14 protein-coding genes and 3 pseudogenes are annotated in these 23,876 nt (G+C 58.0%); 7 read left to right on the forward strand and 10 right to left on the reverse strand.

The features are described from left to right. Positions 1-99: 99 nt before the first annotated feature. Both OZX73_RS08800 and OZX73_RS08805 read right to left on the reverse strand, forming a co-directional pair. Positions 100-384: pseudogene (locus tag OZX73_RS08800) on the reverse strand (nucleoside deaminase); the annotation flags it as partial. 132 nt (positions 385-516) lie between these two features. Further along, positions 517-771 (reverse strand): annotated as a pseudogene (locus OZX73_RS08805) (deaminase); the annotation flags it as partial. A gap of 138 nt (positions 772-909) precedes the next feature. On the opposite strand from OZX73_RS08805, the gene OZX73_RS00055 reads away from it, so the two are divergent. Beyond that, entirely contained in the window at positions 910-2,988 is a 2,079-nt protein-coding gene (locus OZX73_RS00055) for a Na+/H+ antiporter (protein WP_277149465.1), read from the forward strand. 137 nt (positions 2,989-3,125) lie between these two features. Here the strand turns inward: OZX73_RS00055 and OZX73_RS00060 are convergent, their stop codons facing one another. The 3 genes from OZX73_RS00060 to OZX73_RS00070 form a co-directional block, all read right to left on the reverse strand. After that, positions 3,126-3,920 (reverse strand): alpha/beta hydrolase-fold protein, encoded by a 795-nt coding sequence (locus tag OZX73_RS00060; protein WP_277149468.1) that lies wholly within the window; start codon positions 3,918-3,920, stop codon positions 3,126-3,128. Positions 3,921-4,100: 180 nt separating this feature from the next. Next, positions 4,101-4,790 carry a hypothetical protein gene (locus tag OZX73_RS00065; RefSeq protein ID WP_277149470.1) on the reverse strand — a complete coding sequence of 230 codons (690 nt, stop codon included), beginning with the start codon at positions 4,788-4,790 and terminating at the stop codon, positions 4,101-4,103. A 439-nt stretch (positions 4,791-5,229) separates the two neighbouring features. After that, a complete protein-coding gene (locus OZX73_RS00070) occupies positions 5,230-7,101 on the reverse strand; it encodes a leucine-rich repeat domain-containing protein (protein WP_277149472.1) in 1,872 nt (623 codons plus the stop codon). A 463-nt stretch (positions 7,102-7,564) separates the two neighbouring features. On the opposite strand from OZX73_RS00070, the gene dcd reads away from it, so the two are divergent. Then, a complete protein-coding gene (dcd, locus tag OZX73_RS00075) occupies positions 7,565-8,146 on the forward strand; it encodes a dCTP deaminase (RefSeq protein WP_277149474.1) in 582 nt (193 codons plus the stop codon). A gap of 242 nt (positions 8,147-8,388) precedes the next feature. Next, a complete protein-coding gene (gene rlmB / locus OZX73_RS00080; RefSeq protein WP_277149477.1) occupies positions 8,389-9,393 on the forward strand; it encodes a 23S rRNA (guanosine(2251)-2'-O)-methyltransferase RlmB in 1,005 nt (334 codons plus the stop codon). A 677-nt stretch (positions 9,394-10,070) separates the two neighbouring features. On the opposite strand, the pseudogene OZX73_RS00085 reads toward rlmB, so the two are convergent. Together OZX73_RS00085 and ugpC are read right to left on the reverse strand one after the other, a co-directional pair. After that, positions 10,071-11,420, reverse strand: a pseudogene (locus OZX73_RS00085) (DUF4032 domain-containing protein); the annotation flags it as partial. A gap of 241 nt (positions 11,421-11,661) precedes the next feature. After that, positions 11,662-12,789, reverse strand: a complete 1,128-nt coding sequence (ugpC, locus tag OZX73_RS00090) for a sn-glycerol-3-phosphate ABC transporter ATP-binding protein UgpC (RefSeq protein WP_277149479.1) — start codon at positions 12,787-12,789, stop codon at positions 11,662-11,664. Between the two features lie 711 nt (positions 12,790-13,500). On the opposite strand from ugpC, the gene OZX73_RS00095 reads away from it, so the two are divergent. Together OZX73_RS00095 and OZX73_RS00100 are read left to right on the forward strand one after the other, a co-directional pair. Then, positions 13,501-13,851, forward strand: a complete 351-nt coding sequence (locus tag OZX73_RS00095; RefSeq protein ID WP_277149481.1) for a hypothetical protein — start codon at positions 13,501-13,503, stop codon at positions 13,849-13,851. 681 nt (positions 13,852-14,532) lie between these two features. Beyond that, positions 14,533-16,188 (forward strand): dicarboxylate/amino acid:cation symporter, encoded by a 1,656-nt coding sequence (locus OZX73_RS00100; protein WP_277149483.1) that lies wholly within the window; start codon positions 14,533-14,535, stop codon positions 16,186-16,188. 127 nt (positions 16,189-16,315) lie between these two features. Here OZX73_RS00100 and OZX73_RS00105 read toward each other — a convergent pair whose 3' ends face one another. Beyond that, on the reverse strand, positions 16,316-17,764 hold the full coding sequence (locus tag OZX73_RS00105) for an amidohydrolase (RefSeq protein ID WP_277149485.1): 1,449 nt from the start codon (positions 17,762-17,764) through the stop codon (positions 16,316-16,318). Between the two features lie 547 nt (positions 17,765-18,311). Between OZX73_RS00105 and OZX73_RS00110 the strand changes: the two genes are divergently transcribed. Then, positions 18,312-19,031 (forward strand): LytTR family DNA-binding domain-containing protein, encoded by a 720-nt coding sequence (locus OZX73_RS00110; RefSeq protein ID WP_277149487.1) that lies wholly within the window; start codon positions 18,312-18,314, stop codon positions 19,029-19,031. Beyond that, on the forward strand, positions 19,028-20,365 hold the full coding sequence (locus OZX73_RS00115; RefSeq protein ID WP_277149489.1) for a sensor histidine kinase: 1,338 nt from the start codon (positions 19,028-19,030) through the stop codon (positions 20,363-20,365). Before OZX73_RS00110 ends, OZX73_RS00115 begins: the two co-directional genes overlap by 4 nt. Before the next feature lie 137 nt (positions 20,366-20,502). On the opposite strand, the gene OZX73_RS00120 is transcribed toward OZX73_RS00115, so the two are convergent. Next, positions 20,503-21,165 carry a GtrA family protein gene (locus tag OZX73_RS00120; RefSeq protein WP_277149491.1) on the reverse strand — a complete coding sequence of 221 codons (663 nt, stop codon included), beginning with the start codon at positions 21,163-21,165 and terminating at the stop codon, positions 20,503-20,505. Next, entirely contained in the window at positions 21,162-23,609 is a 2,448-nt protein-coding gene (locus OZX73_RS00125; RefSeq protein WP_277149493.1) for a glycoside hydrolase family 3 C-terminal domain-containing protein, read from the reverse strand. Before OZX73_RS00125 ends, OZX73_RS00120 begins: the two co-directional genes overlap by 4 nt. Between the last annotated feature and the right edge of the window lie 267 nt (positions 23,610-23,876).

Here is a 23,876-nt window from a genome sequence, read left to right on the forward strand (position 1 = left end):
TCATTTAGCCGCTCTCAGTGACTGCTCTCTAGCATCGGTACGAGCACATGCCGAAAACGATCATTTACACGCCATAAATGAACGGTTTTCGGCATAACGTCACGAAGATGCTAGAAAACGGTCATTCGCAGCGCCTGTTGAACGCTTCCTTGCAAAAAACTTTGCTAACAGATTCACGCATTCCGATTCGCGCACGCCGCCGAGGACTTCGGGGCGAGCACCGACATGAGGATCGCGCGGAATATCCCAAACCGAGCCGCACGCGCCGAGCTTCGCGTCCCATGCACCGAAGACGATATGGCCGACATGGGCCTGCAGCGCGGCGCCGGCGCACATCGGACACGGCTCGAGGGTGACCACGAGCGTGCAATCAGCGAGATTCCAAGTCTTCTTGGCAGATATTCGCGAGTTCCCATCCGTCGCTGACGACTCAGCAAAATTCCTCGCGCCAACACCACCTACGCTGGGTTTCTTCTCAATCCCTTTTGCGCTTTTATCGTCAGACTTATGAGAATCTTCCAATTGTATTACGTCAGTATCTTTGAAATCATCCCCGAAACACCCATAATTCCTCGCCGCATCGCGCATCGCCAATACCTCGGCATGGGCGAGTGGGTCGCCGTCGGCCTCGCGGCGATTACGGCCACGGCCGATGATCGAGCCACCGGCATCGAGCACGACCGCGCCCACGGGAACCTCACCCGCATCCGCCGCCTCGCGTGCCAAATCCAGCGCCACACCCATCGCGTTCCGCGCACTTGCCATATCCATGGTTCCAGTCTAAAGGCAAAGCGCAAAGCTTGAGGCATAATGTCGAAACGCGATTCGTTATAGTGGATATGTATTGTGTCCGTTGCCTAAAACCGCAATGAAGCCCGACTACGAACAAAACGAAAGGAACCGAAAGCCGTGGCAATTTTCGAGCTGATCCTCTGTATTCTGGGGGCCGTCGTGCTCTCATCGTTCATCAGCCGGTTCATTCCGCGAATATCGACTCCGCTTGTCCAGATCGCGCTCGGCGTGGCCCTCGCTTTTTTGCCCGCGTTCCCGCACGTCAAGCTCGACCCGGAACTCTTCATGGTCATGTTCATCGCGCCGCTGCTCTACGTCGAAGCGCACGAAATCGACAAGCGGATGCTCTTCAAAACGTTGAAATTCTCACTGCCAATGGCCATCGGGCTGGCGCTGGGGACCATGGCCGTCGTCGGATTCCTGCTGCACGCCGTGTGGCCGGTGATCCCCCTGGCGGCGGCGTTCGCGCTGGGCGCGGCGCTCGGCCCGACCGACGCGGTGGCGGTGTCCTCGCTTTCCAGCGAAGCCTCGTTCACCAAAGAGCAATCCGGCATACTGACCGGTGAGTCGCTGTTCAACGACGCTTCCGGCGTCATCGGCTTCCAGTTCTCGATCCTCGCCGCGGTGACCGGCTCGTTCTCGATGGCCAACGCGACCAAGGATTTCCTGCTTTCGTTCTTCGGCGGAATTATCGTCGGCGTGATTGCGGGCTTCCTTGCCAACTGGGTCTTCACGCTGGCGCGGCAACTGGGCTGGGAGACGATGACCACCCGCATTCTGATGGAACTCTTCCTGCCGTTCCTGGTCTTCCTCGGAGCCGAAGAACTGCACATTTCCGGCATCCTCGCAGTGGTCGCCTTCGGTCTGACCGTCCACTTCGACCGCAACGGCATCGGCGGGCCGAACGTCGCCCGCACGAATATCGTCTCGAACAGCGTGTGGACCGTGCTTTCGTTCGTGCTGAACGGCACCGTGTTCATCCTGCTCGGCATGCAGCTGCCGGGAGCCATGGTCGCCAGCTGGAACGACCACAACGTCAGCAACACCGCTTTGGTCAGCATCATTCTGCTGGTCACCTTCGTGGCCATCGCCATCCGCTTCCTGTGGGTCTGGCTTATCGCCGCGCCCACGCGCGACCGAGAGACCGGCAAGCGCGTCACCCTGAAGGCGCGCTCGTTGCGCGACTCGGCGGTCATGACGTTCGGCGGGCCCAAAGGCACCATCACCCTCGCGTTGATGTTCACCATTCCTTATACCGTCGCGTCCGGCGACGCTTTCCCGATGCGCAATGAGCTCATCTTCATCGCCTCCGGCGTGATCGTCCTGACGCTGTTGCTGGCCAATTTCATGCTGCCATTGCTCGCGCCAGCCAAAGACGATGCCAATGAATCCGAAAAACTCGTCGAAATCACCATCGAGGAACTCAAACGCACCGTGCAGGAGCTGACGGCCCGCGTGAACGACGACAACAGACGTGTGGTGCTGCCCGTCATCGATTCATACAACAATCGTATTACAAAACTCCGGCAACGCATGGGCGGCTTCGATATCCAGGAATTCGAGACTCTGCAGATCGACGCGCTGCATTGGGAAAAGGATTACGTGCACGACCGGCTGGTCGACGCCCAGGCCGACACGCAGATGGACGAGCACAATCGTCAGCTGCAAATCGAGGCGTGCGAGCGCATGCTCGACCAGATCATGAACACGTTGCGGCATACCGCCGACAAGAAGACCCATCATCGTGCGGTTTCGCAGATACGCGGGCGGGTGCATGCGTTGAAACGACAGATCACGGCCTTCGCCAGGCGAGCCAACAACAAATTCCGTCGCACCGCGCCGATGCTCAATGAGAATGAAATCTACTACTATCTGCGGGCCACCCAGATCGACGCCATCGACCACGTCATCAACAAGCTCTATAAGGAAATGCAAGGCGATACCTACAAATCCGAATACTGCACACTGCTGCTGCGCGACTACCAGCGCGCCCGCGCGGAACTTCGCAGCCGCAAGGACGTCGCGGCCGCCGCGAAGGCCGCGCCGCAAATCGACGAGGTCAAGCACGAGAGCTATTCCATCGAGCTCGAGGTCATCCAGAACATGCTCGACAACGGAGAAATTTCGCGGAGCCAGGCGAAGCACCTGCGCAGGAACGTTTATGTGATGCAGGTTGATGCAGAAGCAGAATTATAAGGGTCTCCGACTGTACAACCCTACTTATTTCAACCTGCATCCTTCGCGCGCTTCGGGCGCGCTCACCTCGGCTACACGAAGCCCACTGGGCTTCTTGCTTAACGCCTCAGCAGGTTGATGCTGAGGCTGAAATCTAATCACACAACACCGGAGGAGATGTTGTTGAGGAGGAGCCATTGGGTGAGGTCGACGAATTCGGCGGGGCTCACGGCGTGGTCGAGCTGATGGTAGTGCTTCACCGTCAGCCATGTATGCTCCTCAAGCCAGGCGGTCGCGCCGTAGATCTCGTACTTCGGCAGGACGTTGTCGCGATCGCCGTAACCGTAGAACACCGGCTTCTCCATATCGTCAAGCCGGTCGTCGGCAGGAGCCGTGCCGGGCACCTGTCCCGGGGCCACAAAGCCTGAAAGCGCCGCGACCGCGCGGTAGCGCTCGGGATGTACGCGCAACAGATGGATCGCGAGCGCCGCGCCCTGCGAAAACCCGATGGGCACTAATTCGCGTTCAGGATCGATATGCCCGGCAACCCACTTGTCGACGGCGACGGCGGCGGCGAAAATGTCCCTGTCCAGATCCTCGCCGGTGGGCACGCCGTCGTGGAACCAACTATACGCGCCGGACCCGCTGCCGAACTCCCCCGGCCCCTCAGCCTGGAGCACCAGCGGCGCGCGCAATGAGACGTAGTCATTGCCGGGCGCGACGTAACGCATCATTCCGGCCAAATCCTGCTCGTTCGAACCCCAGCCGTGCAGGCACAGGAACATCGGACGCGTCGGGCGCGCCTTGCCTCCGCCTTGGGAATAGACCACGTGGGAAATCTCCATCGGATCGCCAAAGCGTCCGGGAATGGCATCGGATTGGCGGCCGATCAAGCCGCCCTTTTCGCTTTCCGCCCCGCTGGAATGTTCGCTGCTCACTGCTTCATCGCTCATAGACACCATGATAAACGGCAAACCCAACAGCAGCCGAAAATGTTCACTCCAAGATTCAGAGGCAAAAACGAATCGTCAATGGCGCCAGTGAATGGTTGGCGGGGAAGCCTTGTGCGCATCAGATATCAGACGGCAAACAGCAAACAAATTCGTCCAATCCGTCAGAAACAGGCGCAAAGGCTATTCGTCGTCACTGGACCCAATCGGCTCCAGCTTGCCTCCCCATTGCTGTTGCAGGGTCTTCATCGGCTTGGTGCCGCCCACAGCCATCCACAAGTCGTTGCTGAGCAACCGCAGATCTTTGGGATCCACCTTGCCGCCACCGTATTGGCTGATCAGGTTGCCCGCCTGCGAGCGCACCATGTCGCCGTCCATCGACGCCGCGGCCTTGGACTGGAAGGTGATGAACGCGACGCGCGTGGTCTTGCAGAGCGACGCGGCGTTCACGCCCGGCAATTGGCTGGAGGCGTCAACGTCCGCCCACCCGCTCGTGCAGGCGCCGGTCTGCTGCTCAATGCCTTGTTTCATCTGCGCTTCGTCGCCTTCCGGGGCTTTGGTCTTGCCCTGGACCACAGATACTCTCGGATCTTCGGCGATGATGTTTTTCGTATTATGATTGAACGTTTTAAGCGATACCACCAACGCCACCGCGACAACGGCAATGACCACAACGATGATCAATGCACGGAAAAGGAAAGACTTGTGGCCTCTATGCTGGCGCAAGGCCCGCGATCCACCCGCGCGCGATTCTTCACGGCGCAAATCGTTGACATTGTACGAACGGTAGCCGAGGTCGGAAGGGCCGTCACTTTCTTGCGGACGAGAGCCATCGTCGGCCGCGCCACTGAAGCGATCGGAATCGTCTTTCATGAACATCCTTTTCGTCCACGGACCTCACCGGGGCTTCCGGGATATCCAATTCTCGGTTCCAGAAAGAGTCAGCGCAACCGCGGCCCGCTCCAGGAACCTGTTACTGGGATAAGTTTACCTCGCAGAAAAGCCATTCGTGACCATTTCGCTTCCGTTTTGCGCCTACGCTCAGCGGCCATGGAAACCATCACAAAACCAACGAATTGGATCATCGGGAATGCCGTCAAGATAGAAAGCGTCCCGCGAAAAGAGAAACCCCGGTGCCAGAAGCACCGGGGAAGAGAAGAGAGAAGAAGAAAGGGTTCAATTATCGGCAAATCCAAACTTCAAAATCACCGGTCAACTCTTGCTGACATCTCTTATATAACTACGCAATCCTTGAAGTGAGAATCGGATTACCTGAAAATTAGCTACAAACTTCGGCGTTCACCCAATCATCTCACTCACGACGGCGAACCAGGAGGGCACCAGCGGCCAGGGTCAACGACATGACAGCTACAAGCGCTACCACAGCAACTGACGAACCGGTCTTCGCAAGCGACGAACCTGAATCCTTTACTCTTGCAGCAACTACCGTAACCGGTGACCATCCTACAAGTCTGCCATTAGCATCAAGCACTGCGATGGTATGAGCACCTGAATACCCGGCCGGGATACGCACGGTTACAAAATACCCGTTCGCATCTTTCTTGACCAGCAAAGCATGGCTTTGCCCATCTGAGGTCAATGCGACTGGATCCGAATAGATGTAAGCATATACATAGTACGGACGGCCAGCATCAACAGCGGCCTTGCCACTGTCTCCAAGATTTCCTATGTTCATACGCACATCCGAACCCGCAACGGCCGAAGCTGGAGCCGACACCGAACCTTTGTTCGAGGCAGACAACGACGCAAACGTCGGAGCCACAGGAACACTTACGGATGCCGTTGCGCCAGAGGTCGAATCAACAGGTTTTGAACTACCGCCAGAAACGGTAGGAGAGTTTTCATCGCCCGTGCTGTCAATCGTATACGGCTGTGAAATGGTACCCGAGAAACTTGTATCCCAGTTCAAAGACAACTTCTGCGTAAAGGTCAACGAAACGGTGCCGGGGGCAGTCAATGAATTCCACGTCACCACACCAGCCGAAGCATCATATGTACCGTTGGCAGGAGACACGGAACTCGGCTGGATATACTTACCGTCAAGTCCCACAGCGGTTTTCACCGACACAGAGGAACCAATCCTGACAGGATTCAGTGTGATGCGCTGCCCTCCAGCAGGTTGCTTGTCAATATCACCATTCCCATATCCATTCTCGTATAGTTTTTGATTGATGATACCGCGAAGATGACTGATATCAGATATCTGATTGCCTGCCACGGAGAAGCTGTTAAGCTTGGTTAACTGGTTCAAAGCATCCACATTGGTGAGACGATTACTTGCAAGCGTCAGATTGGTAATCTCGGAAAGAGCGGCAAGAGCATCCACATTCGTGAGCTCATTGCCATCAAGATACAACTCATCCAAATTGGTAAGTTTTGCAAGCTTATCCACATTAGTAATATGATTTCGATTGAGCCATAAATCACTTAGCTTGTGGAGCGAAGCGAGGGCATCCACATTCGTGAGCTTATTGCCATCAAGATACAACTCATCCAAATCGACGAACTTTGCGAGTTTTTCCACGTCGGTAAGAGAGTCATCACTCAGATCCAGATTCGTGAGGTTGGGCAGTTTTTCGATTCCGTTCAAATCAGAAAACTCACTGCCGGATATACCAAAACCTGCAAGGTTCGGCAATTGACTAGCCACATCGATAACCTCATGCGCATCAGCACTCGACAGTCTCTCATTCCTATGAGGATCTGCCACACTACAAGTCCCCTCACCACGATTACTGATGTATAATGCATGAAGGCCTTTAAGATGTCCTATCAACGAGAAATTCTTTCCAAGAGAGGAACCTTGACACTCTGCTTGAATGGAACCTAATTTAGTCAGATATTGGACGCCCTCCCAATCACTAACTTTTTGTGGGAGTAAGAAATTACTGTTTTTCCCCGCCATACTGTCAATCATGTTCTGCGTGAAAATGTTATTCGGTTTCACACTTTCGCTTGTTGAAGAAATTGTAGACGCTACGGCCTTCGCCAGATTCTGATCCGGGAAACATTGCGCTATCGTACTTGTGCCAACCACGCAGCTACTCTCATCTTGCGTGGCAACCAGCGCTTCCGATGCATTCGCTACGCCGACACCGATGCCAGATACTACCATGCACGCGGCCGCAAACGATGCAGCCAATGAATATCTCTTCTTCGTCATACTTACTCTCTTTTCCAACACCATTGACAGGAAATAACTAAACGCACAAACTATGTTACACGGATTCGTAATTTATCCAAAAATAAAATATTAACATTAAAGAGAAACCCCGGTGCCAGTAGCACCGGGGAAGAGAAGAGAGAAGAAGAAAGGGTTCAATTATCGGCAAATCCAAACTTCAAGACCACCGGTCAACTCTTGCTGACAGTTATTATGTAACCCCATAATCCTTGGGAACAGGCTCAGATTCGCTGTGAATTATCTGAGAATTCGACAATTTTGCCTATTTTATGACCTTTAATGGCGGAAAACCGTAATTATAGGCTATTCAAGCAAGCCACAAACGCCTCGGACCGCCGCAACGTCTACACTGAGAGCGGAACAAGAAATTGCCGCGCCCACGGAATTTGGTGGGTGTCCATATCGACCGGGCGTAGGCAGGCAACCAGATTCTGGAGGAACCATGCTGCTGTCTGATCGCGACATCCTCGCCGCCCAAGCCGACGGCCATATCTCACTGGACCCGTGGACACCCGAAATGGTGCAACCGGCCTCCATCGATGTGCGGCTCGACCGGTATTTCCGGCTGTTCAACAACCACGCCTACACCTACGTCGATCCGGCGGAGAACCAAGGCGACCTGACCGAGCAGTTCGAGGTGGGGCCAGACGAGCCATGGATCATGCATCCCGGCGAATTCGCGCTGGCTTCGACTTGGGAATACATCAAACTTGACGGCACCATCGCCGCGCGGCTCGAGGGCAAGAGCTCGCTGGGACGGCTCGGCATCCTGACCCATTCCACCGCGGGCTTCATCGATCCGGGCTTCGAGGGGCACATCACGCTCGAGCTTTCCAACGTGAGCACACTGCCGGTGAAGCTTTGGCCGGGGATGAAAATCGGGCAGATGTGCTTCTTCGAGCTGAGCTCGCCCGCTGAGCACCCATACGGTTCGACCGGCGTCGGCTCGCATTACCAAGGCCAACGCGGGCCCACCCCTTCGCGTTCGTACGTCAATTTCTACAAGGCCGAAATCGAAGACTGAAGTCGTTTCGTCCTTTGCTAACTGTTTTATCCCGTCCGACGTCTAGCCGAATTCTGGACTACTGCGACGAAAAGCACCCTTCAACATGCTTTTCGTCGCGCCACAATCGTCAACGCGACCAAAAGCACGGTTGGGCATGCTTTTCGTCGCGAGTTTAATCTGGTTGCGACCAAAAGCACGGTTGTGCTGACACGCGCGGCGCGCTGACGAGGTTGGCGCGGGGTGCTGGGACAATTGGCGGTATGGCTAACAAGAAGGGCCCGATCAAAGGTTCGGGCGGAAAACATCGCAACGCGCTGAAAGGCCGCGGGCCGACGCCCAAAGCCGAGGACCGCGTGTATCACAAAGCATATCGAGCGAAGCAGCAGAACGAGAAACGCCGTTTCGCCGATCCTCGGCTGGCGGCACGACGTCGCGCGGCTAAGTACACCTCGGAATCCGACGACTTGGTGGTCGGCCGCAACGCCGTGCTTGAGGCGCTGCGCGTGGGCGTGCCGAGCACGCAGCTTTACATCGCCAACCGCATCGAACACGACGACCGCACCCGCGAGATCGTGAAACTCGCCGGCATGCAGGGCCTCAACCTGCTTGAGGCCGACCGGCTGGAGATGGACCGCATCGCGCATTCGCGCAACCACCAGGGCATCATTCTCAAAGTGCAGCCGTACCAGTACCACACGCTCGCGGAGCTTGCCGACAAGGCCGACAAGAAGTCGCACGCCATGGAGGAGGCCGATTCGCAGAGCGCCCGCATCAACGCGAGGCCGCTGTTCATCGCGCTTGATGGCGTCACCGACCCGCAGAACCTTGGGGCTGTCATCCGTTCGGCGGCCGCATTCGGCGCCAACGGTGTCATCCTGCCGGAGCGTCGTTCCGCCTCGGTCAACGCCGCGGCATGGAAGGTCTCGGCCGGCGCGGCCGCGCATCTGCCGGTCGCCCGCGTGGTCAATCTGACCAAGGCCGTCGAAGCGCTGAAAGAGCGCGGTTACTACGTCGTCGGACTTGACGGCGGTGGCGACGCCATCGTCGGCGAAAGCGGTTTCGAAACCGATCCGCTGGTCGTCGTGCTTGGCTCGGAAGGCAAGGGCCTGAGCCGCCTGGTGCGCGAAGCCTGCGATTCCATCGCCGGTATCCCGATTTCCAGCGAAGTCGAGTCACTCAATGCCTCGGTGGCGGCGGGCATCAGCCTCTACGCCGTCTCCCGCGCCCGCAGCAAGGCTGGAGAAAAAGCGGACAATAGCAACTAAGCGGAGACACTACTCGTTTTGAGCCCGTGCCACATTCCAATCCCGCAGGATGCGGCACGGGCTCATGTTTTAAGTTCGCATGCATGCCGTATTTGCCGTATTTGTCACCTTTTACGCGTTTGCTTGACCCGACTACGCAAAAGATGACAAATAGGACAGCTAAATGTCACCTTTTGCGCAGTGGGCCTGTTATCGCGAATAAAAAGTGACAGTTAGCACGGAAATACCAGCATAAAGCGAGCTCAGTGGCTCCAGACGGCGGCATCCTGGTCATATTCGTCCGGATCGTAGCCGTCATCGTCGGCATCGCCCGAATCGTCTGAATCGTCTGAATCGTTCGCAGCCATGGCGCCGTCGCCATTATTCGCGGCAGCATCCGGGCCTTTATTCACGGAATTGGTTTCCGAGCCAGCGTCTATCGCGGATTTAATATTTGCATTACGAGCAGCGACCGTGGACGGGTCAGGCTGTGTCGGCCAGATGTCTTCGGGCACATCGGAATCGGTGTCGAGGTCGCAAGTGTCCCCTGCGGTTTGCGTGGCGCCGAGATTGCCCAAGCCGTCGCCCAAATCAGCGTAACCACCCCTTCCAATGTTGTCGACGTCGTCATTGTCGGAGCCAACGGTGTCCGCGGTATCGACGTCATCGCCACCCTCGGCGCCGCCAGCGGCCTCGTCGTAGGTCGAGCTGTCGTCGACCACGCCGGAATCCGCGTCGGCGTTGATCTCGGCGAGCGCCTTCGAGTCGATATTGTATTGGGGCAGATTGTGCTTGATGTAATCGCTCGCCGCCACGGCCGTGGACACGTCATGTCCAGCTTTTTCGGCCATATACCAACGGTTTTGCAAAACCTCGTGGAAGAACTGCGCGGGCTCGATCTTGGAGCGGTATTCCTTGGGAATCATGCGCACGACGGGCTCGAAAACCTCACGCATCCAGTCAGTCGCGACGATCTCCAGCTCCTCGCCGTCACGCCAAGTGGAGGCACGGTAGGCGTCAAGGTCGTTCAACAGGCGGCGCGCCTGGTTCTCCTGCACGTCAAGACCGGTGAGCCGCAACAGCTTGCGGGAGGCATAGCCCGCGTCGACCACGCGCGGACGGACCAGCACGCGCTTGCCGTCGTCGGCGGTTTTGACCTCGAGCTCGTCGACGTCGAAGCCCAGGTCGTTGAGCTTGTTGACACGCTTCTCGATCTTCCACATCTCGTCGGGGCCGAAGTCCTCCTGATCGGTCAGCGCGCCCCATAGCGAGTTGTAGCGCTCGATCAGCCGGTCGCCGACCGCGACCTCGTCGACCTCGTCGGGCAGCAGCTTGCCGGAACTCAGGTCCATCAGCTCGCCGATGATGTTGGTGCGCGCCAGATCCATGTCGTAATCGCGCTGGCCCACCGTCAGCGAGGTGTAGAGCGCGCCGGTCTCCGCGTCGACCAGGAATGCCGAGAACGCGTCGGCGTCGCGCAGGAAAAGGACGTTGGAAAGCGAGACATCGCCCCAGTAAAAGCCGGAAAGATGCAGACGCACCATCAGCACGGCAAGCGCGTCGATCAGTCGATCGGCGGTGTCCGGGCGCAGGTTTCCGGCGAACAGCGCACGGTACGGCAGGGAGAATTTGAGCTGCTTGGTCACCAGAATCGATTCCAGCGGCTCGCCTTCGCGCGTATGGCGGCCAGTGACCACGGCGATCGGCTTGACGGTGGGCAACTCCAGCTTCTGCAGGCGGCGCAAGAGCTCATATTCGTGCGCGGCCACACGGCTGGTGATCTCTTTCATCGCGTAAATCTCGTCGCCGACGTGCACGAAACGCACGACGTGCCGGGAGATGCCTCGCGGCAGGTTGGCCAAAAGCTCCTTGGGCCAGGTCGCCAGTGGCTTCTCCCACGGCAGGGTGAACATTTTCGGGTTCGAGCTGGCTGCGGTGATCTGCAGCGCCTGGGGCTCGGCCACATCGATATCTCCGGCTTCGGCGGCCGTCACGGACGTAGCCTTGAGCGCTCGCGGATCCATTTGCATTCCACCGGTCAATTCCATACCCCCAAATCTAGCGCCCGTGTGGGATAGTTCATAATCCTCTCTCGAACCCGGCCATCGCGCGGAAATGGCAACGAACACATATCATTCATAAGAAAAACAAGAAAAGGACCCGCACACAAATGTACGGGTCCCTATCAAACGGAGCGAAGTAAAAGAGAGGAAGACACTTCGCTGCACGCTTCGGACCGGAATCCAGAATTCCAGTTCACATATTCAGTTATCGACGCGAAGACGCGACTCAGTTCAGGCGCAGCTCGGTGGCCGGGGAGAACAGGTGCATCTTGGACGGATCAATCTTGATCTTGACGGTGTCGCCGACCTTCGGCAGCTGACGCGGGTTGACGCGAATCGTGGTCAGCTTGTTCTGGTCGGACATCGTGGCGGCGGACTCGGCTGCGGAGCCGTCGGTGATGATGTCGCCGTAGATATATCCGTCGGAGCCCAAGTCCTCAACATTCTGGACCTTGAGCGAGAAGGCGTTGGCCTCGTCGGGAGCGGCGAGCGAAGCGTCCTCGGGACGGAAGCCGACGACGATGCGGCCCTTGTCGTCCGGGGTGAGCTTGGCGACGGCGGCGGGATCGAGATCGATGGTGTCGCTGCCAATCTTCGCCTTGCCGTTCTCCACCGGGTGGGTGTTGATGTTCATGGAAGGCGAGCCGATGAAGCCGGCGACGAAGACGTTCTGCGGCTTGTCATAGAGCTCGGTTGGGGCGCCGACCTGCTGGAGGATGCCCAGCTTGATAACGGCGATGCGGTCGCCCATCGTCAGGGCCTCAGTCTGATCGTGGGTGACGTAGAGGGTCGTGACGCCGAGCTGGCGCTGCAGGGCGGCGATCTGCGTACGGGTCTGCACACGGAGCTTCGCGTCCAAGTTCGAAAGCGGCTCATCCATCAGGAAGACCTTAGGCTTACGAACGATTGCGCGGCCCATGGCGACACGCTGACGCTGACCACCGGAAAGGGCCTTCGGCTTGCGGTCGAGGAACTCGGTCAGGTCGAGGACCTTGGCGGCCTCCTCGACGCGCTGGCGAATCTCAGCCTTCGGAACGCCGGCGATCTTCAGGGCGAAGCCCATGTTGTCGGCGACGGTCATGTGCGGGTACAGGGCGTAGTTCTGGAAGACCATGGCGATGTCGCGGTCTTTCGGCTGCATCGTGGTGACGTCCTTATCGCCAATGTAAATCTTGCCTTTGTTGACTTCCTCGAGGCCCGCGAGCATACGCAGGGTCGTTGACTTGCCGCAGCCGGAGGGGCCGACGAGCACGAGGAATTCACCATCTTTGATGTCAAGTGTGAGATCGGATACCGAGGGCTCCGTGTTGCCCGGGTAGATACGAGTGACATGGTCAAATACGACTTTTGCCATAATTAATATTCCTTTCATCGGCAGGTACGTGCCGAACGATCCGTAGTGAAGGGTTTTGCATCCACCCGCGAGCCAACTTCGGCAAGCGAATTTCCGCACTTTTCATTCCATTATGAGTGGGGCTCTGCAGGGTTCATCCCCTTGAAGCTCAAGCCCCACTATACACGGTTTGGATTGGGGAACCCACCGCGAGTTTCGGAGGCCATCGGAGGCATGGCGAGCCGATATCACCTTCGCTATTTTCCATCATTCCGGACAGACCTATCTGCTACAATGTGAGAATTAAGAATCTGTTGTAACTAAAAAATCTAGTCAAATGGCATTTATTTGAATCTAAAAGTAGACAAAATTTAAGCTGGAACTAATAAGACGAGCGCTTCACCGGCGATTGACGAATTACGCTCATAACGGAATCCGCACACTGCTATGCGTTTTATATAATTATTTTTATTTTTTTTAAAAAACGTTTTATCTTCACTGAAGATAACATAATCCAGGAAATTCCTTCATCGTTCATCCTTATCAATCACGACCACGATTTGACAGCAATGCTTCATTTTCCAACGTTCGGAGATGTTTCTTTCTGCAATCAGCTATCTTTCTTGGTTTTGATTCCTAACTTGGAGCCAATAAAATAAAATAATAAGCGTCAAACGATTCAATATGATTTTCATGTTGCAAAAACTAATAAAACTATCGGAAAATAGCAATATGAATAATATTTCACACTCAAACAACCATATTGACTGGCTACGCGACATCACCCACGACGACTCCATCAACAAAATCTCCCAGCAGGCGGGGATTCCCTACGCAACGCTCTACAAGCGTTTCAAGTCGAACGAGCTGGCGACCGACGAGATCATCGCCATCGCCCGCAGCTACGGCATCAACCCCGTCGACGCCCTGGTGAAGACGAGCATCATCTCCGACGAGGAGGCCTCGGGAGTGCGCGGCGACAACGCCCTGCGCCTGTGCGACATCGAATCGATCGCCAAGGAAATCGTGCGCCGCGACGGCGAGAAGACCCAACGGACCACCAGGAACGAAAGCAACGTCTGAACCTGGCCCTTTGCGGTAAAAAACTTGCGGTGAAAGTCGTGTGAATCAACAAGTTGAGCGGAAACATGCTGGGCGAAGTGGCGATGTCCACGCGCCCAGCCGCACATCGGCGTGCAAAACATCGAAAAATCACCGCGATATTCCTCTTTTAGCGCAAAAATCACGATAAAGCGAGACGGCTGTTGCGTCTGTAGGCGACATCCGTTATTCTCGCAACCATGACATCACAAATCTTCTCTGCGGACAGCAGCGTTCAGGCCGGGTTCAACCTTACCGGCATGAGCTGTATCTCTCGTCCACGCACGATGATGTCTTGTATGACGACTTTTTGTTGTCGCTGAAAACCTTCGATCGTCGATCGTCAGCATTTCTGTATTCTTTTCGCGTTTTCCGAATGTCTTAGTGTCGCTTTGTGGTTGAAACCATCGTTTCGCAATCGATATTCAGCCGCATGAATCATCGATAACGATATTCAAGGAACCGTGAATATATCCCGACGTTGAAATTCCCACGGTGAAACCGCCAGACGTTCTGGAAACCCACCAGAGTCTGCGTATCCCCTGTTTCATAACGGATATTCGAATACAAAATACTTGAGATCCATCAAGCGCAACGCTTCTTATCGCCAAAAATTCATTCCACATATCCATAATTTCATGCAAATTGATTGAGAGGAAGATCATGACCGCAACCATCTGGAACTGGCTGGCGCTCGGCGTCACCGTTCTGCTCTTCGCCGGCCTCGCCGTGCTGAGCCGCACCAAAAAGGCCGGGTTCAGCACCCGCGTCATCATCGCCACGGTGCTCGGCATCGCGATGGGGCTGATTTTCAAGGGCCACACCGACTACGTCGCCGCGTTCGGCACCGTCTGGTCGAACGCCATCGGGGCCATCGTCGTTCCGCTGCTGCTTTTCAGCGTCATCGCCAGCATCACCAACCTCGGCTCGTCCCTGCGGCTCAAGAACATCGGGGTCAAAACCGTGGTGTTCCTGCTCCTGAACACGCTGACCGCCTCGCTGATCACGCTCGGGCTGGCGCTGGCGTTCGGCGTGGGCAAGGGCTTCGACGTCGCCATGCCGCAACACTACGAGGCCAAGCATGTCCCGCCGGTGCTCGGCACCATCGTCGGGCTCTTCCCCTCGAACCTCGTCGCCAACTGGGCCGCCAACCAGGTGGTTCCGGTCGTCATCTTCGCCATCCTCGTCGGCCTAGCCTACAACGCCGCCGCCTCGACACCCAAGGGCGAAGCCGCAGTCAAGCCGTTCAAGACCTTCGTGGACGCCGGTAACGTCGTGCTTTCCAAGGCCACGCAAATCGTCGTCGGCTTCACGCCTTACGCCGTGCTCGCGCTGATCGCCGCCGCCATCTCCAACAGCAACCTCATCGCTCTGGTGCCATTGCTGCTCGTGCTCGTCGTGGCCTACATCGCCATCGCGCTACAGATGTTCGTCGTTCAGCCAGCCATCCTCGGCATGACCACACGCACCAACCCACTGCGCTTCTTCAAGTTCTTCTGGCCCGCCGGCGTAGTCGCGTTCACCTCCGAATCCAGTATCGGCACGATTCCGGTGACCGTGCGCCAATTGCGCAAGGGCGGCGTACCCGATGACATCGCCTCGTTTGTCGCCTCGCTGGGCGCGAACCTCGGCATGCCGGGATGCGCCGGCGTCTGGCCCACGCTGCTCGCGGTGTTCGCGGTCAATTCGTTGAATATGCATTACACGCCGTTGCAGTATCTGCTACTCGTGGCCCTGACCCTGCTGGTCTCCATCGGCACCGTCGGCGTGCCCGGCACGGCCACCATCACCGCGACCTCGCTGTTCGCGGCCACCGGCCTGCCAATCGCCTTCATCGCCATCGCCCAGCCGATCTCGCAGATCGTCGACATGGGCCGCACCGCCCTGAACGTGGCCGGCGCCGCAAACACCGCCGTCATCGTCGCCGCCACCGAGCACCAGCTCGACCGCGACCTCTACGACGGCCGCAAGGAGTTCGTCGATTCGGATCTGGACACGGACGCTGTAGACGCCGAGCGGGATTCATCCAAGGAATTAGTCAGCGCCACTACGGTCAAAGCGAATGTTGAAGCCAGCAACGAAACCGACGCGGGTGATACTACCAACACGAAGCGCAGCGGTTCACAGGGAAATTCCAATGTAGCAGGCGCCGGAACCGCGGCTTCAGCGAACACCTCGGCCTCGCCAAGCCCATCGCTGAATCTCTCGACTGCAGGCAACTTGCTGAGCTTCTCCCCGTCATCCGCGCTCGACGGCCAAGGCGATGACATGTGCGGCCTTCGTTCGTCCGATGATGGGAACGAGCGCAAAACCGAATAATCCGCGGACCAACTCCTCCTCATCGTAAAAGCCGTATCAATGACGCCAATTTCAACGTCATGATACGGCTTTCATATTCATCATGCTTATGGCTCCAGTTCAAACAACCGCAACCAGGCAAAATACCTCATCCGTGGGGCTGGGTTTCGGGCGGAATCACCGACTTGTAGGGCTTGCCCTTGAACTCCTGAGCGTAGGCATCCTTCGCGGCCTGCAAGAGCTCGGGGTCGGTCAGGGCGTCGTAGGCGGTCAGGGCGATGGTCTTGGCGGCCTGCACGAGACCCTTGTGAGCCACGCTGGACTGGCCGTTGGCCACCCACTGCCACGAATGCGCGGGCGTACCGAGCGGCTCGAAACCGCCATAATACTGCGCGGTCGGGGTACACCAGCTCACGTCGCCGACGTCGGTGGACGCCTGGCCCTTGGTGTTGGTGGTGTAGATCAGCGGGAACTTCGGCAGCGCCATGCTGGAATGGGCGATCTCATTCGCTTCTTCGTCGCTCAGCGCCGGGTTCGCGGCCTTCACACGCTCGGCGAGCGGGCCCTCGAAGCCCTCGGGGTTATTCGTCTGAATCTTGCGCTCGAACTCGAGCTCGTCCTGCGTAAGCTGAAGCGGCCCGACCAGATCGAGGTTCCTGTCCATGTCTTCGCTCAGCGGATGGTTCGGCACGTAGTTGGCGCAGGCCGAATCGAAGTCAATCGACAGTTCGGTGTCCGTCATCATCGCGGCGCCCTTGGCGATCTTGACCACACGGTCGTAAATCGGCTTGGCCTGCTCAAGATAGGGGGCGCGCACGAAGAAGTAAAGGGTCGCCGTGGGATGCACAACGTTCGCGGACTTGCCGCCGGCGTCGAGGTAGGCATAGTGGATGCGGGCCTCATCGATGATGTGTTCGCGCAGGAACTGCACACCCACCGTCATCAGCGTGGCGGCGTCAAGCGCATCGCGCCCCTGCTCCGGAGCCGCGGCAGCATGGGCCGCGACGCCCTTGAAGCTGAAGTTAGCCTGCATCACGGCAAGTCCCGATCCACCGGCGACCGTCGTCATATCGGAAGGATGCCAGGTGAAGGCCGCATCGACGTCGTCGAAAACGCCATCGCGGGCCATGAACGCCTTGCCGTAGCCGCTTTCCTCGGCCGGGCAACCGAAAAGTTTCAGCGTACCCTTGAGGTTCTTTTCCTCCATCAGGGTCTTGAGCGCGACCGCCGCGCCCAAAGCGCCCGTGCCGAGCACGTTGTGGCCGCAACCCTGCCCAGGATCGCCCGGAACCACCGGCTTGCGGTCGGGATTGCCGGCCTCCTGGCTCAGGTTGTCGAGCGCGTCGTATTCGGCGGTGATGCCGATGACCGGCTTGCCCGAACCGTACGTGGCAATGTAGGCGTAATCCATGCCGGCCACGCCCTTCTGGATGTCAAAGCCCTCTTTTTCGAGCACTTTGTAATGCTGCTCGACGGACTTCGGCACGGTGAAACGCGTCTCCGGCGTCTCCCAAATGCGGTCCGCGGCCTCGATGAACTCGTCTTTCTTGTCGTCGACGATGTCCATGATCCGCTGTTTGTTGCTGTCAACTGCCATGAAACACTTCCTTTCGGGGCTCGCGGCCCTGTGCGCTTCCATGAGATGGCATCCGTCGCGCGCACGCAGGCAGCGTTTTGGCGATTCATTGCCATTGCGCACCCGCGCATGCCACGACCGATGTTCATACCATAAACCCGGTTGATTACCAACATATTCACATGCCCGCATATCGGGCTCGCCGAACCCCAGGATATTCCCTTGATTCCGTGGGCTTTTCACGACTTCGACGAGATCATAACATAATACAAAACACCATGTGATAGTCATCGTTTTCGTGGCCGTTTCGATAAACGTTCATAATCCATCCGGCGCAACGCGACATCAGGACGATTCGCAAGATTTTAGCTTTCCGCCCACTTTAAAAGCGCTGGCCTATTTCAATGCGATAATAATACATCTATAGATTATTTATCCGTTTAATATCGGTTTCGACAGCAAAACGGGAACCAGGAACGACAACATAGCGGGATACAGCCGGCAACGCACAAATCCATGCTATACGAGATATTGTGGGGTTTAGCACCTCAAGCGAAAGGCGGCGACGATGCGCAACATACGAATCGGAGTAGTGGAAGACGAGCCCGCCGCATGCCAGAAAGTGCTCGACTACCTCAACCGCTACCAAGCCGAAAACGACGAGAACTTCACCGTTTCGGTTTTCGACGACGGCGCGAAAATCGTGGAAGGCTACCGGCCGATCTATGACATCCTGCTGCTCGACATCGAAATGAAAGAAATGGACGGCATGGAGGCCGCGCGACGCATTCGCAAAATCGACAGCAGCGTCGTCATCGTGTTCATCACCAACGCCTCGCAATACGCCATCAACGGTTACGAGGTGCGGGCGCTCTCCTACCTCTTGAAACCCGTGCCGTACTTCGCGTTCAGCCAGGAAATCAAACGCTCCATCGAGACGGTGCGGCGGCAGGCCGACGATTCGATGCTCTTCGAGGCCGGGTCGCAACGCACGCGCATCGAGCTCAAATCCATCGTCTACATCGAATCAATTCGTCATACAATCATCATCCATACGCTTGACGGCAAACTCTCCGTCACCTCGACGCTCAAAGAACTCGAAGCGCAACTGGCCGGGCATGACTTCTTCCGCTCCAATTCCTGCTATCTGGTCAACCTGCGGCACGTCACCGGCATCGAGGACCAAGATTGCATCATGAGCAACGGCGAGCGCCTGCGCATCAGCCGCCCGCGTAAGAAGGCCTTCGTCGCCGCGCTGGCCGGCTACATCAACGGCGGCCTGCAATGAACACGATCACCAACGCGCTGCCCAACATTCCGCGGCTTTACACCGGCATCTGCGAATGGCTGGCCTGCGTCGTGTATCTACTGGTGATTTATCGGCGGGCGCCGAAATGGCGGAGCGCGCTCGTGGCGGCGATCGGACTGCCGGCGATTATCGGCATCCAATATTTCGACGGGGCGATGAGCCTTGACTTCTGGATTTTAGGCATGCTTCTGGCGGTCGCGGGCATGTATCTGGTCATCTTCCTCGGCGCGCAAACGACACCGCGCGAAGGGCTTTACGTCACCGCCCGCGCCTTCGTGCTCGCCGAACTCGTGGCCTCGCTGCACTGGCAGATCGCGACGTTCATCGGGTTCAACAACCACCGCCGTCCCCGTGCGCCCGTTTGGGGACTCGACCTACCCACCGCGATATTGGCCACAATCATCTATTTGGTCGGTTTTGGCCTGGCCTGGGCCATCGAACGACACAATTTCGAACGGGACAAGCCGATGAACCCGAGCCGCACTGCGGTGGCGGGCTCCATCATCATCACCATCGTTACCTTCGCGGTGAGCAACCTGAGTTTCGTCTCGACAAACACGCCCTTCTCCGGATCCGTCGGGCAGGAGATCTTCTACATCCGCACGCTCGTCGATTTGTGCGGATACGCCATTCTCGGCGCGCAACAGGAGCAAGCGAGGGTGGCGCGGGCCAATGTCGAACTCGCCTCCATCAACGCGAAGCTGCAGAGCGAGCACCAGGAGTACCTGCAATCCAAGGAAAACATCGAATCGCTCGGTCGCATTTCCCACGACCTCAAGCACCAGATCACCGCGCTGCGGGCGGAAGTCGACCCTGAGCACGCGGCGGCGGGTTTCGAGCAGCTTGAGGCGTCGGTGCAGGAATACAGCGCACAGGAGCACACCGGCAATTCGGTGCTCGACGTCATCCTCACCTCGAAAGTGAAGGCCTGCGCGCAACAGGGCATCACGTTGACCACCGTGGCCGACGGCAAGCTTTTGGCCGATATGAGCTCGATGGATATCGCCACGCTGTTCGGCAACGCGCTCGACAACGCCATCGAGGCCGCCTCCCAAGTCGCGGAGCCGGAACGGCGCCTGATCAAACTCGCGCTTTACGAGCACGGGCAATTCACGGTCATCCGCGTCGAGAATTATTACGAATCCACCTTGCGCACCGATGACCAAGGCGATCTGCGCACCACTAAATCCGACCAGCGCGCCCATGGCTACGGCGTGAAATCGATCAAACACATCGCCGGCCTCTACCATGGCGACGTCACCATCAAGGCCCGCGACCACTGGTTCACGCTGACGGTGCTTTTGCCGCGATAAAACAAACGCACAAGTCGGCCGATAGGTTATCCACAATGGCGGAATTTCGCCAATCGTATATTCCTATCAACCGACTTGTGCGTTTTCATCGACATCGTCGGCACCGTACGTGACGGCGGCGCCGACATACTACCGTCTTACTTCTTTTCGGCCTTGTCGCCCTTCTTGGCGGGGGCGATCCACCACTTCAGCAGCGGGTAGCTGATGATGACGGCCAAGAGCGTGTTGACCACCGAGGCGAGGGTGGAGGAAATGGCGTCATTCCAGCCGAAGCCCTTGCACAGCGTGGTGATGTAGCCAGGCAGCAGCAGGCCGCAGACCACGATGATGATGGCCAGGATCGCGTACTTCCAAGCCGCGGACTTGAAGCTCGCGTCGGACTTGAAGACCCACTTCATCTGCACCACGAAGTTGACGGCCTGCGCGCAGATTTCGGCGATCAGGAAGGTGAGGAAGCCGCCGAGGCCGTTGGTGCTGGGCTTCGAGTAGTTGAAGATGAGGAAGCTGAACGGCTGGGTCAGGTGCATGGCGTGCACGAACAGCGCGGTCAGGATCCACACGGCCACGAAACGTGTGATCGTCGAGATGTTCGAAAGCACGTTGAACTTGATGAACTCCCAGAGGTTCGGGTACTTGTTAATCAGGCGCTTGCAGGCGGCGATGAAGCCTTTGCCTTCGACGGTTGCGTCGGGCTTGCTGTTTTCAGCAACGTCTCCGGCGCCGTCTTGAACGGTTCCAGGTTGGCTGCTCACATCAGGGGTCGGCTCGTCGATTGACGTTTGTGCGGACTGTTTACTCATTTGTTTTCAAGCTCCTTCGCTACGCGCTTGTTGGCGGAAATATTGCGGAAATAACCGGCGATGAACGAACCGGCGCCCCGGAAGGTGTGGCCGTTCGCGATCTTGACGACGGCCTGGACCATCGCCGAGTCGATCATGCCTTGCGTCATCTTGCACATCGCGCGAGGCGGCATGTTCAGGATGAAGAGGATGTTGAGGTCGGGCTGACCGGTCTTTTGGCGGACCTTCGCCTCCTGCTTGGCAAGTACTTTGGCGACGGTGCGCGCGACGAAACCGCGCGAATCCGCCCACGAGGAAATCGGATCGTTCTCGCCAAAGACAACGGTTTTGCCAGGCGCGACCACACCATGGCCGAAGAGCGCCGTCATCTCGTTGTCGGTGACGTCCTTGACCTGGCCCTTGAGATAATGGCCGAGCACCGGGTTCGGCGGGCACAGATCGATATCGCCCTGCACCATCTGGGTGGTCGAAAGCGCGAGGTTCTCGACGCTGTCGCCGACCAGGATCTCACGCTCGCCGGTCTCGGTCTTCCAAGTGCCGGGCACCACGTCATAATGACGGAATGTATAGCGGTCGAACGGGATGGTGACCGTCTTGCTTTCATGCGCGTCGAGGAAGACCTTCTGGAATCCCTTGAGCTCGCGATCCGGGCGCATCGCGCCGCCCTGCGGCCCGCGAACGTACATCTGGGCGACGGTGGCGCCCGGGATATCGGAATCGTTGGTCAACGTAAATGTAATACCATTTTCGTCACTGCTCAAATCCGAGTACGTAAACGAGCTGTAGCTCAGGCCGTAGCCGAACGGGAAGCGCACGGGCACGCCGGCGGTCTCGTAATAACGGTAGCCGACGAACGGGCCTTCGCGGTAGATGGCGTCGCGGCCGATGGCCGGATACCAGCCGGAGCTGGGGACGTCCTCGTACTTGATCGGCCAGGTCTCGGCGAGATGGCCGGAGGGATTGACCTCGCCGGTGAGCACACGGGCCGTCGCACTTGCGCCGGCCTGCCCGGAAAGACCGATATAGAGGAGCGCGGAAACGTCGTCGAACCAGGGCAGCTCGACGGGGGAGCCAGCCACAAGCACGATAACCACGGGCTTGCCGGTGGCGACCAACGCCCTCACCAGCTCGTTCTGGCCTTCGGGAATGGCCATCGTGGAACGGTCGAGCCCTTCGGATTCGCTGCGTTCGTCGAGACCGACGACGGCGATGGCCACATCGGTGGTGTCGGCCGCGGCCAAGGCGACGGCGTCCTCGACCAGGACGTTGTTCTTGCCGCCATGACGCTCGTAGCCCTGCTGGTAGCCGGCGACTTCCACGCCGTCGATCTTCTTGAGCTCGTCAAGCAGGTTCTCCTCATTGGTCGCATTGACCTTGGAGGAGCCGGAACCCTGATAACGCGCGGTTTTGGCCATGTCGCCGACAACCGCGACACGCGTGCCGGGCTTCAGGGGAAGCACGGGGGCGATCTTGCCGTCCGCGCTGCCGTTCTTCAGCAGCACGCTGGTGCCTTCGGCGACACGACGGGCGATCTTGTGATGGCCCTTGGCCACATCATCGGCCATGAGGTCATCGCGGCCCACGCCTTCGAAACGTGTACGCTCGGCAAGCTTGGCGACCTCGCGGGCGCGGACGTTGATGTCGGCTTCGGCCAGCGTACCGGCCTTTACCGCGCCGACCAGCTCACGCACGGAGGTGTAGCCAGGCGAGGGCATCTCGAGCGTGCCACCGGCCTTCACCGCGGCGACGGCGGAATTGGAGCCGCCCCAATCGGAGATGACCGCGCCGTCGAAGCCCCACTCCTGGCGGAGGATCTCGGTCAAGAGATGCTTGTTCTCATGCGAATACGTGCCGTTGATCTGGTTGTAGGAGGTCATGATGGCCCACGGACGGGCCTCGCGGATCATGATCTCGAAACCGGTCAGATACAGTTCGCGCAGCGTGCGTTCGTCGACCACGGAATTGGAGGCCTGGCGACGCAGCTCCTGGCTGTTGACCGCGAAATGCTTGGGGCAAGAGGCCACGCCATTGCTCTGGATGCCCTTGACCAGCCCAGCGGCCATACGCCCGGCGACCTGCGGGTCTTCGGAATAATACTCGAAATTGCGGCCGCACAAGGGGTTGCGCTTGATGTTCATGCCCGGGCCGAGCAGCACGTTGACATCGAGGTCATGCGCCTCGCGCCCCAGCGCTTTGCCCATCTCCTCGGCCAACGCCGGGTCCCAGGAGTTCGCCACCGTGCCGGCGGTAGGGAAGCAGGTCGCGGGCTTGGACGCGCCGATGCCCAGATGGTCGCCGGCGCCGAGCTGACGACGCACGCCGTGGGGGCCATCGCTCATCACAAAGCTGGGAATCCCGGCCCGTTCGTTGCCGCGCGAATCCCATTCGGAGCCACCGGAAAGCATCGCCGCTTTCTCTGTAACGCTAAGTTCTTCGAGTTTCATGGTCCTCCTTATTAAAAAATCCTGCCGTCCTACCGTCTTGCCAAGCAATTCCGGATCGGACGTTAGTCGGCACATCCATGCGGTGCCACGCCACTTGTGCCACCCCGCATAAATCCACCACTGGCAAATCTATGTAATCGATAATTTCAATGCCTGACCCGTTTAAAGGCTCAGGCTGTCATTCGCGCAATTCACTCGCGCGAATATTCGTAAAGGGGATGAAGCCCCACCACAAGGCTGCGGCGAGGCTTCATCCAAGCGATTTCG

Source organism: Bifidobacterium sp. ESL0775 (assembly GCF_029395475.1).
GTDB lineage: Bacteria > Actinomycetota > Actinomycetes > Actinomycetales > Bifidobacteriaceae > Bifidobacterium.

What these genes read in the sequence shown, in the direction of transcription:
- OZX73_RS00060 (WP_277149468.1), bottom strand. Translation starts at nt 3,920, where the DNA reads ATGAGCGATGAAGCAGTGAGCAGCGAACATTCCAGCGGGGCGGAAAGC.
- OZX73_RS00065 (WP_277149470.1), bottom strand. Translation starts at nt 4,790, where the DNA reads ATGAAAGACGATTCCGATCGCTTCAGTGGCGCGGCCGACGATGGCTCT.
- OZX73_RS00070 (WP_277149472.1), bottom strand. Translation starts at nt 7,101, where the DNA reads ATGACGAAGAAGAGATATTCATTGGCTGCATCGTTTGCGGCCGCGTGC.
- dcd (WP_277149474.1), top strand. Translation starts at nt 7,565, where the DNA reads ATGCTGCTGTCTGATCGCGACATCCTCGCCGCCCAAGCCGACGGCCAT.
- rlmB (WP_277149477.1), top strand. Translation starts at nt 8,389, where the DNA reads ATGGCTAACAAGAAGGGCCCGATCAAAGGTTCGGGCGGAAAACATCGC.
- ugpC (WP_277149479.1), bottom strand. Translation starts at nt 12,789, where the DNA reads ATGGCAAAAGTCGTATTTGACCATGTCACTCGTATCTACCCGGGCAAC.
- OZX73_RS00095 (WP_277149481.1), top strand. Translation starts at nt 13,501, where the DNA reads ATGAATAATATTTCACACTCAAACAACCATATTGACTGGCTACGCGAC.
- OZX73_RS00100 (WP_277149483.1), top strand. Translation starts at nt 14,533, where the DNA reads ATGACCGCAACCATCTGGAACTGGCTGGCGCTCGGCGTCACCGTTCTG.
- OZX73_RS00105 (WP_277149485.1), bottom strand. Translation starts at nt 17,764, where the DNA reads ATGGCAGTTGACAGCAACAAACAGCGGATCATGGACATCGTCGACGAC.
- OZX73_RS00110 (WP_277149487.1), top strand. Translation starts at nt 18,312, where the DNA reads ATGCGCAACATACGAATCGGAGTAGTGGAAGACGAGCCCGCCGCATGC.
- OZX73_RS00115 (WP_277149489.1), top strand. Translation starts at nt 19,028, where the DNA reads ATGAACACGATCACCAACGCGCTGCCCAACATTCCGCGGCTTTACACC.
- OZX73_RS00120 (WP_277149491.1), bottom strand. Translation starts at nt 21,165, where the DNA reads ATGAGTAAACAGTCCGCACAAACGTCAATCGACGAGCCGACCCCTGAT.
- OZX73_RS00125 (WP_277149493.1), bottom strand. Translation starts at nt 23,609, where the DNA reads ATGAAACTCGAAGAACTTAGCGTTACAGAGAAAGCGGCGATGCTTTCC.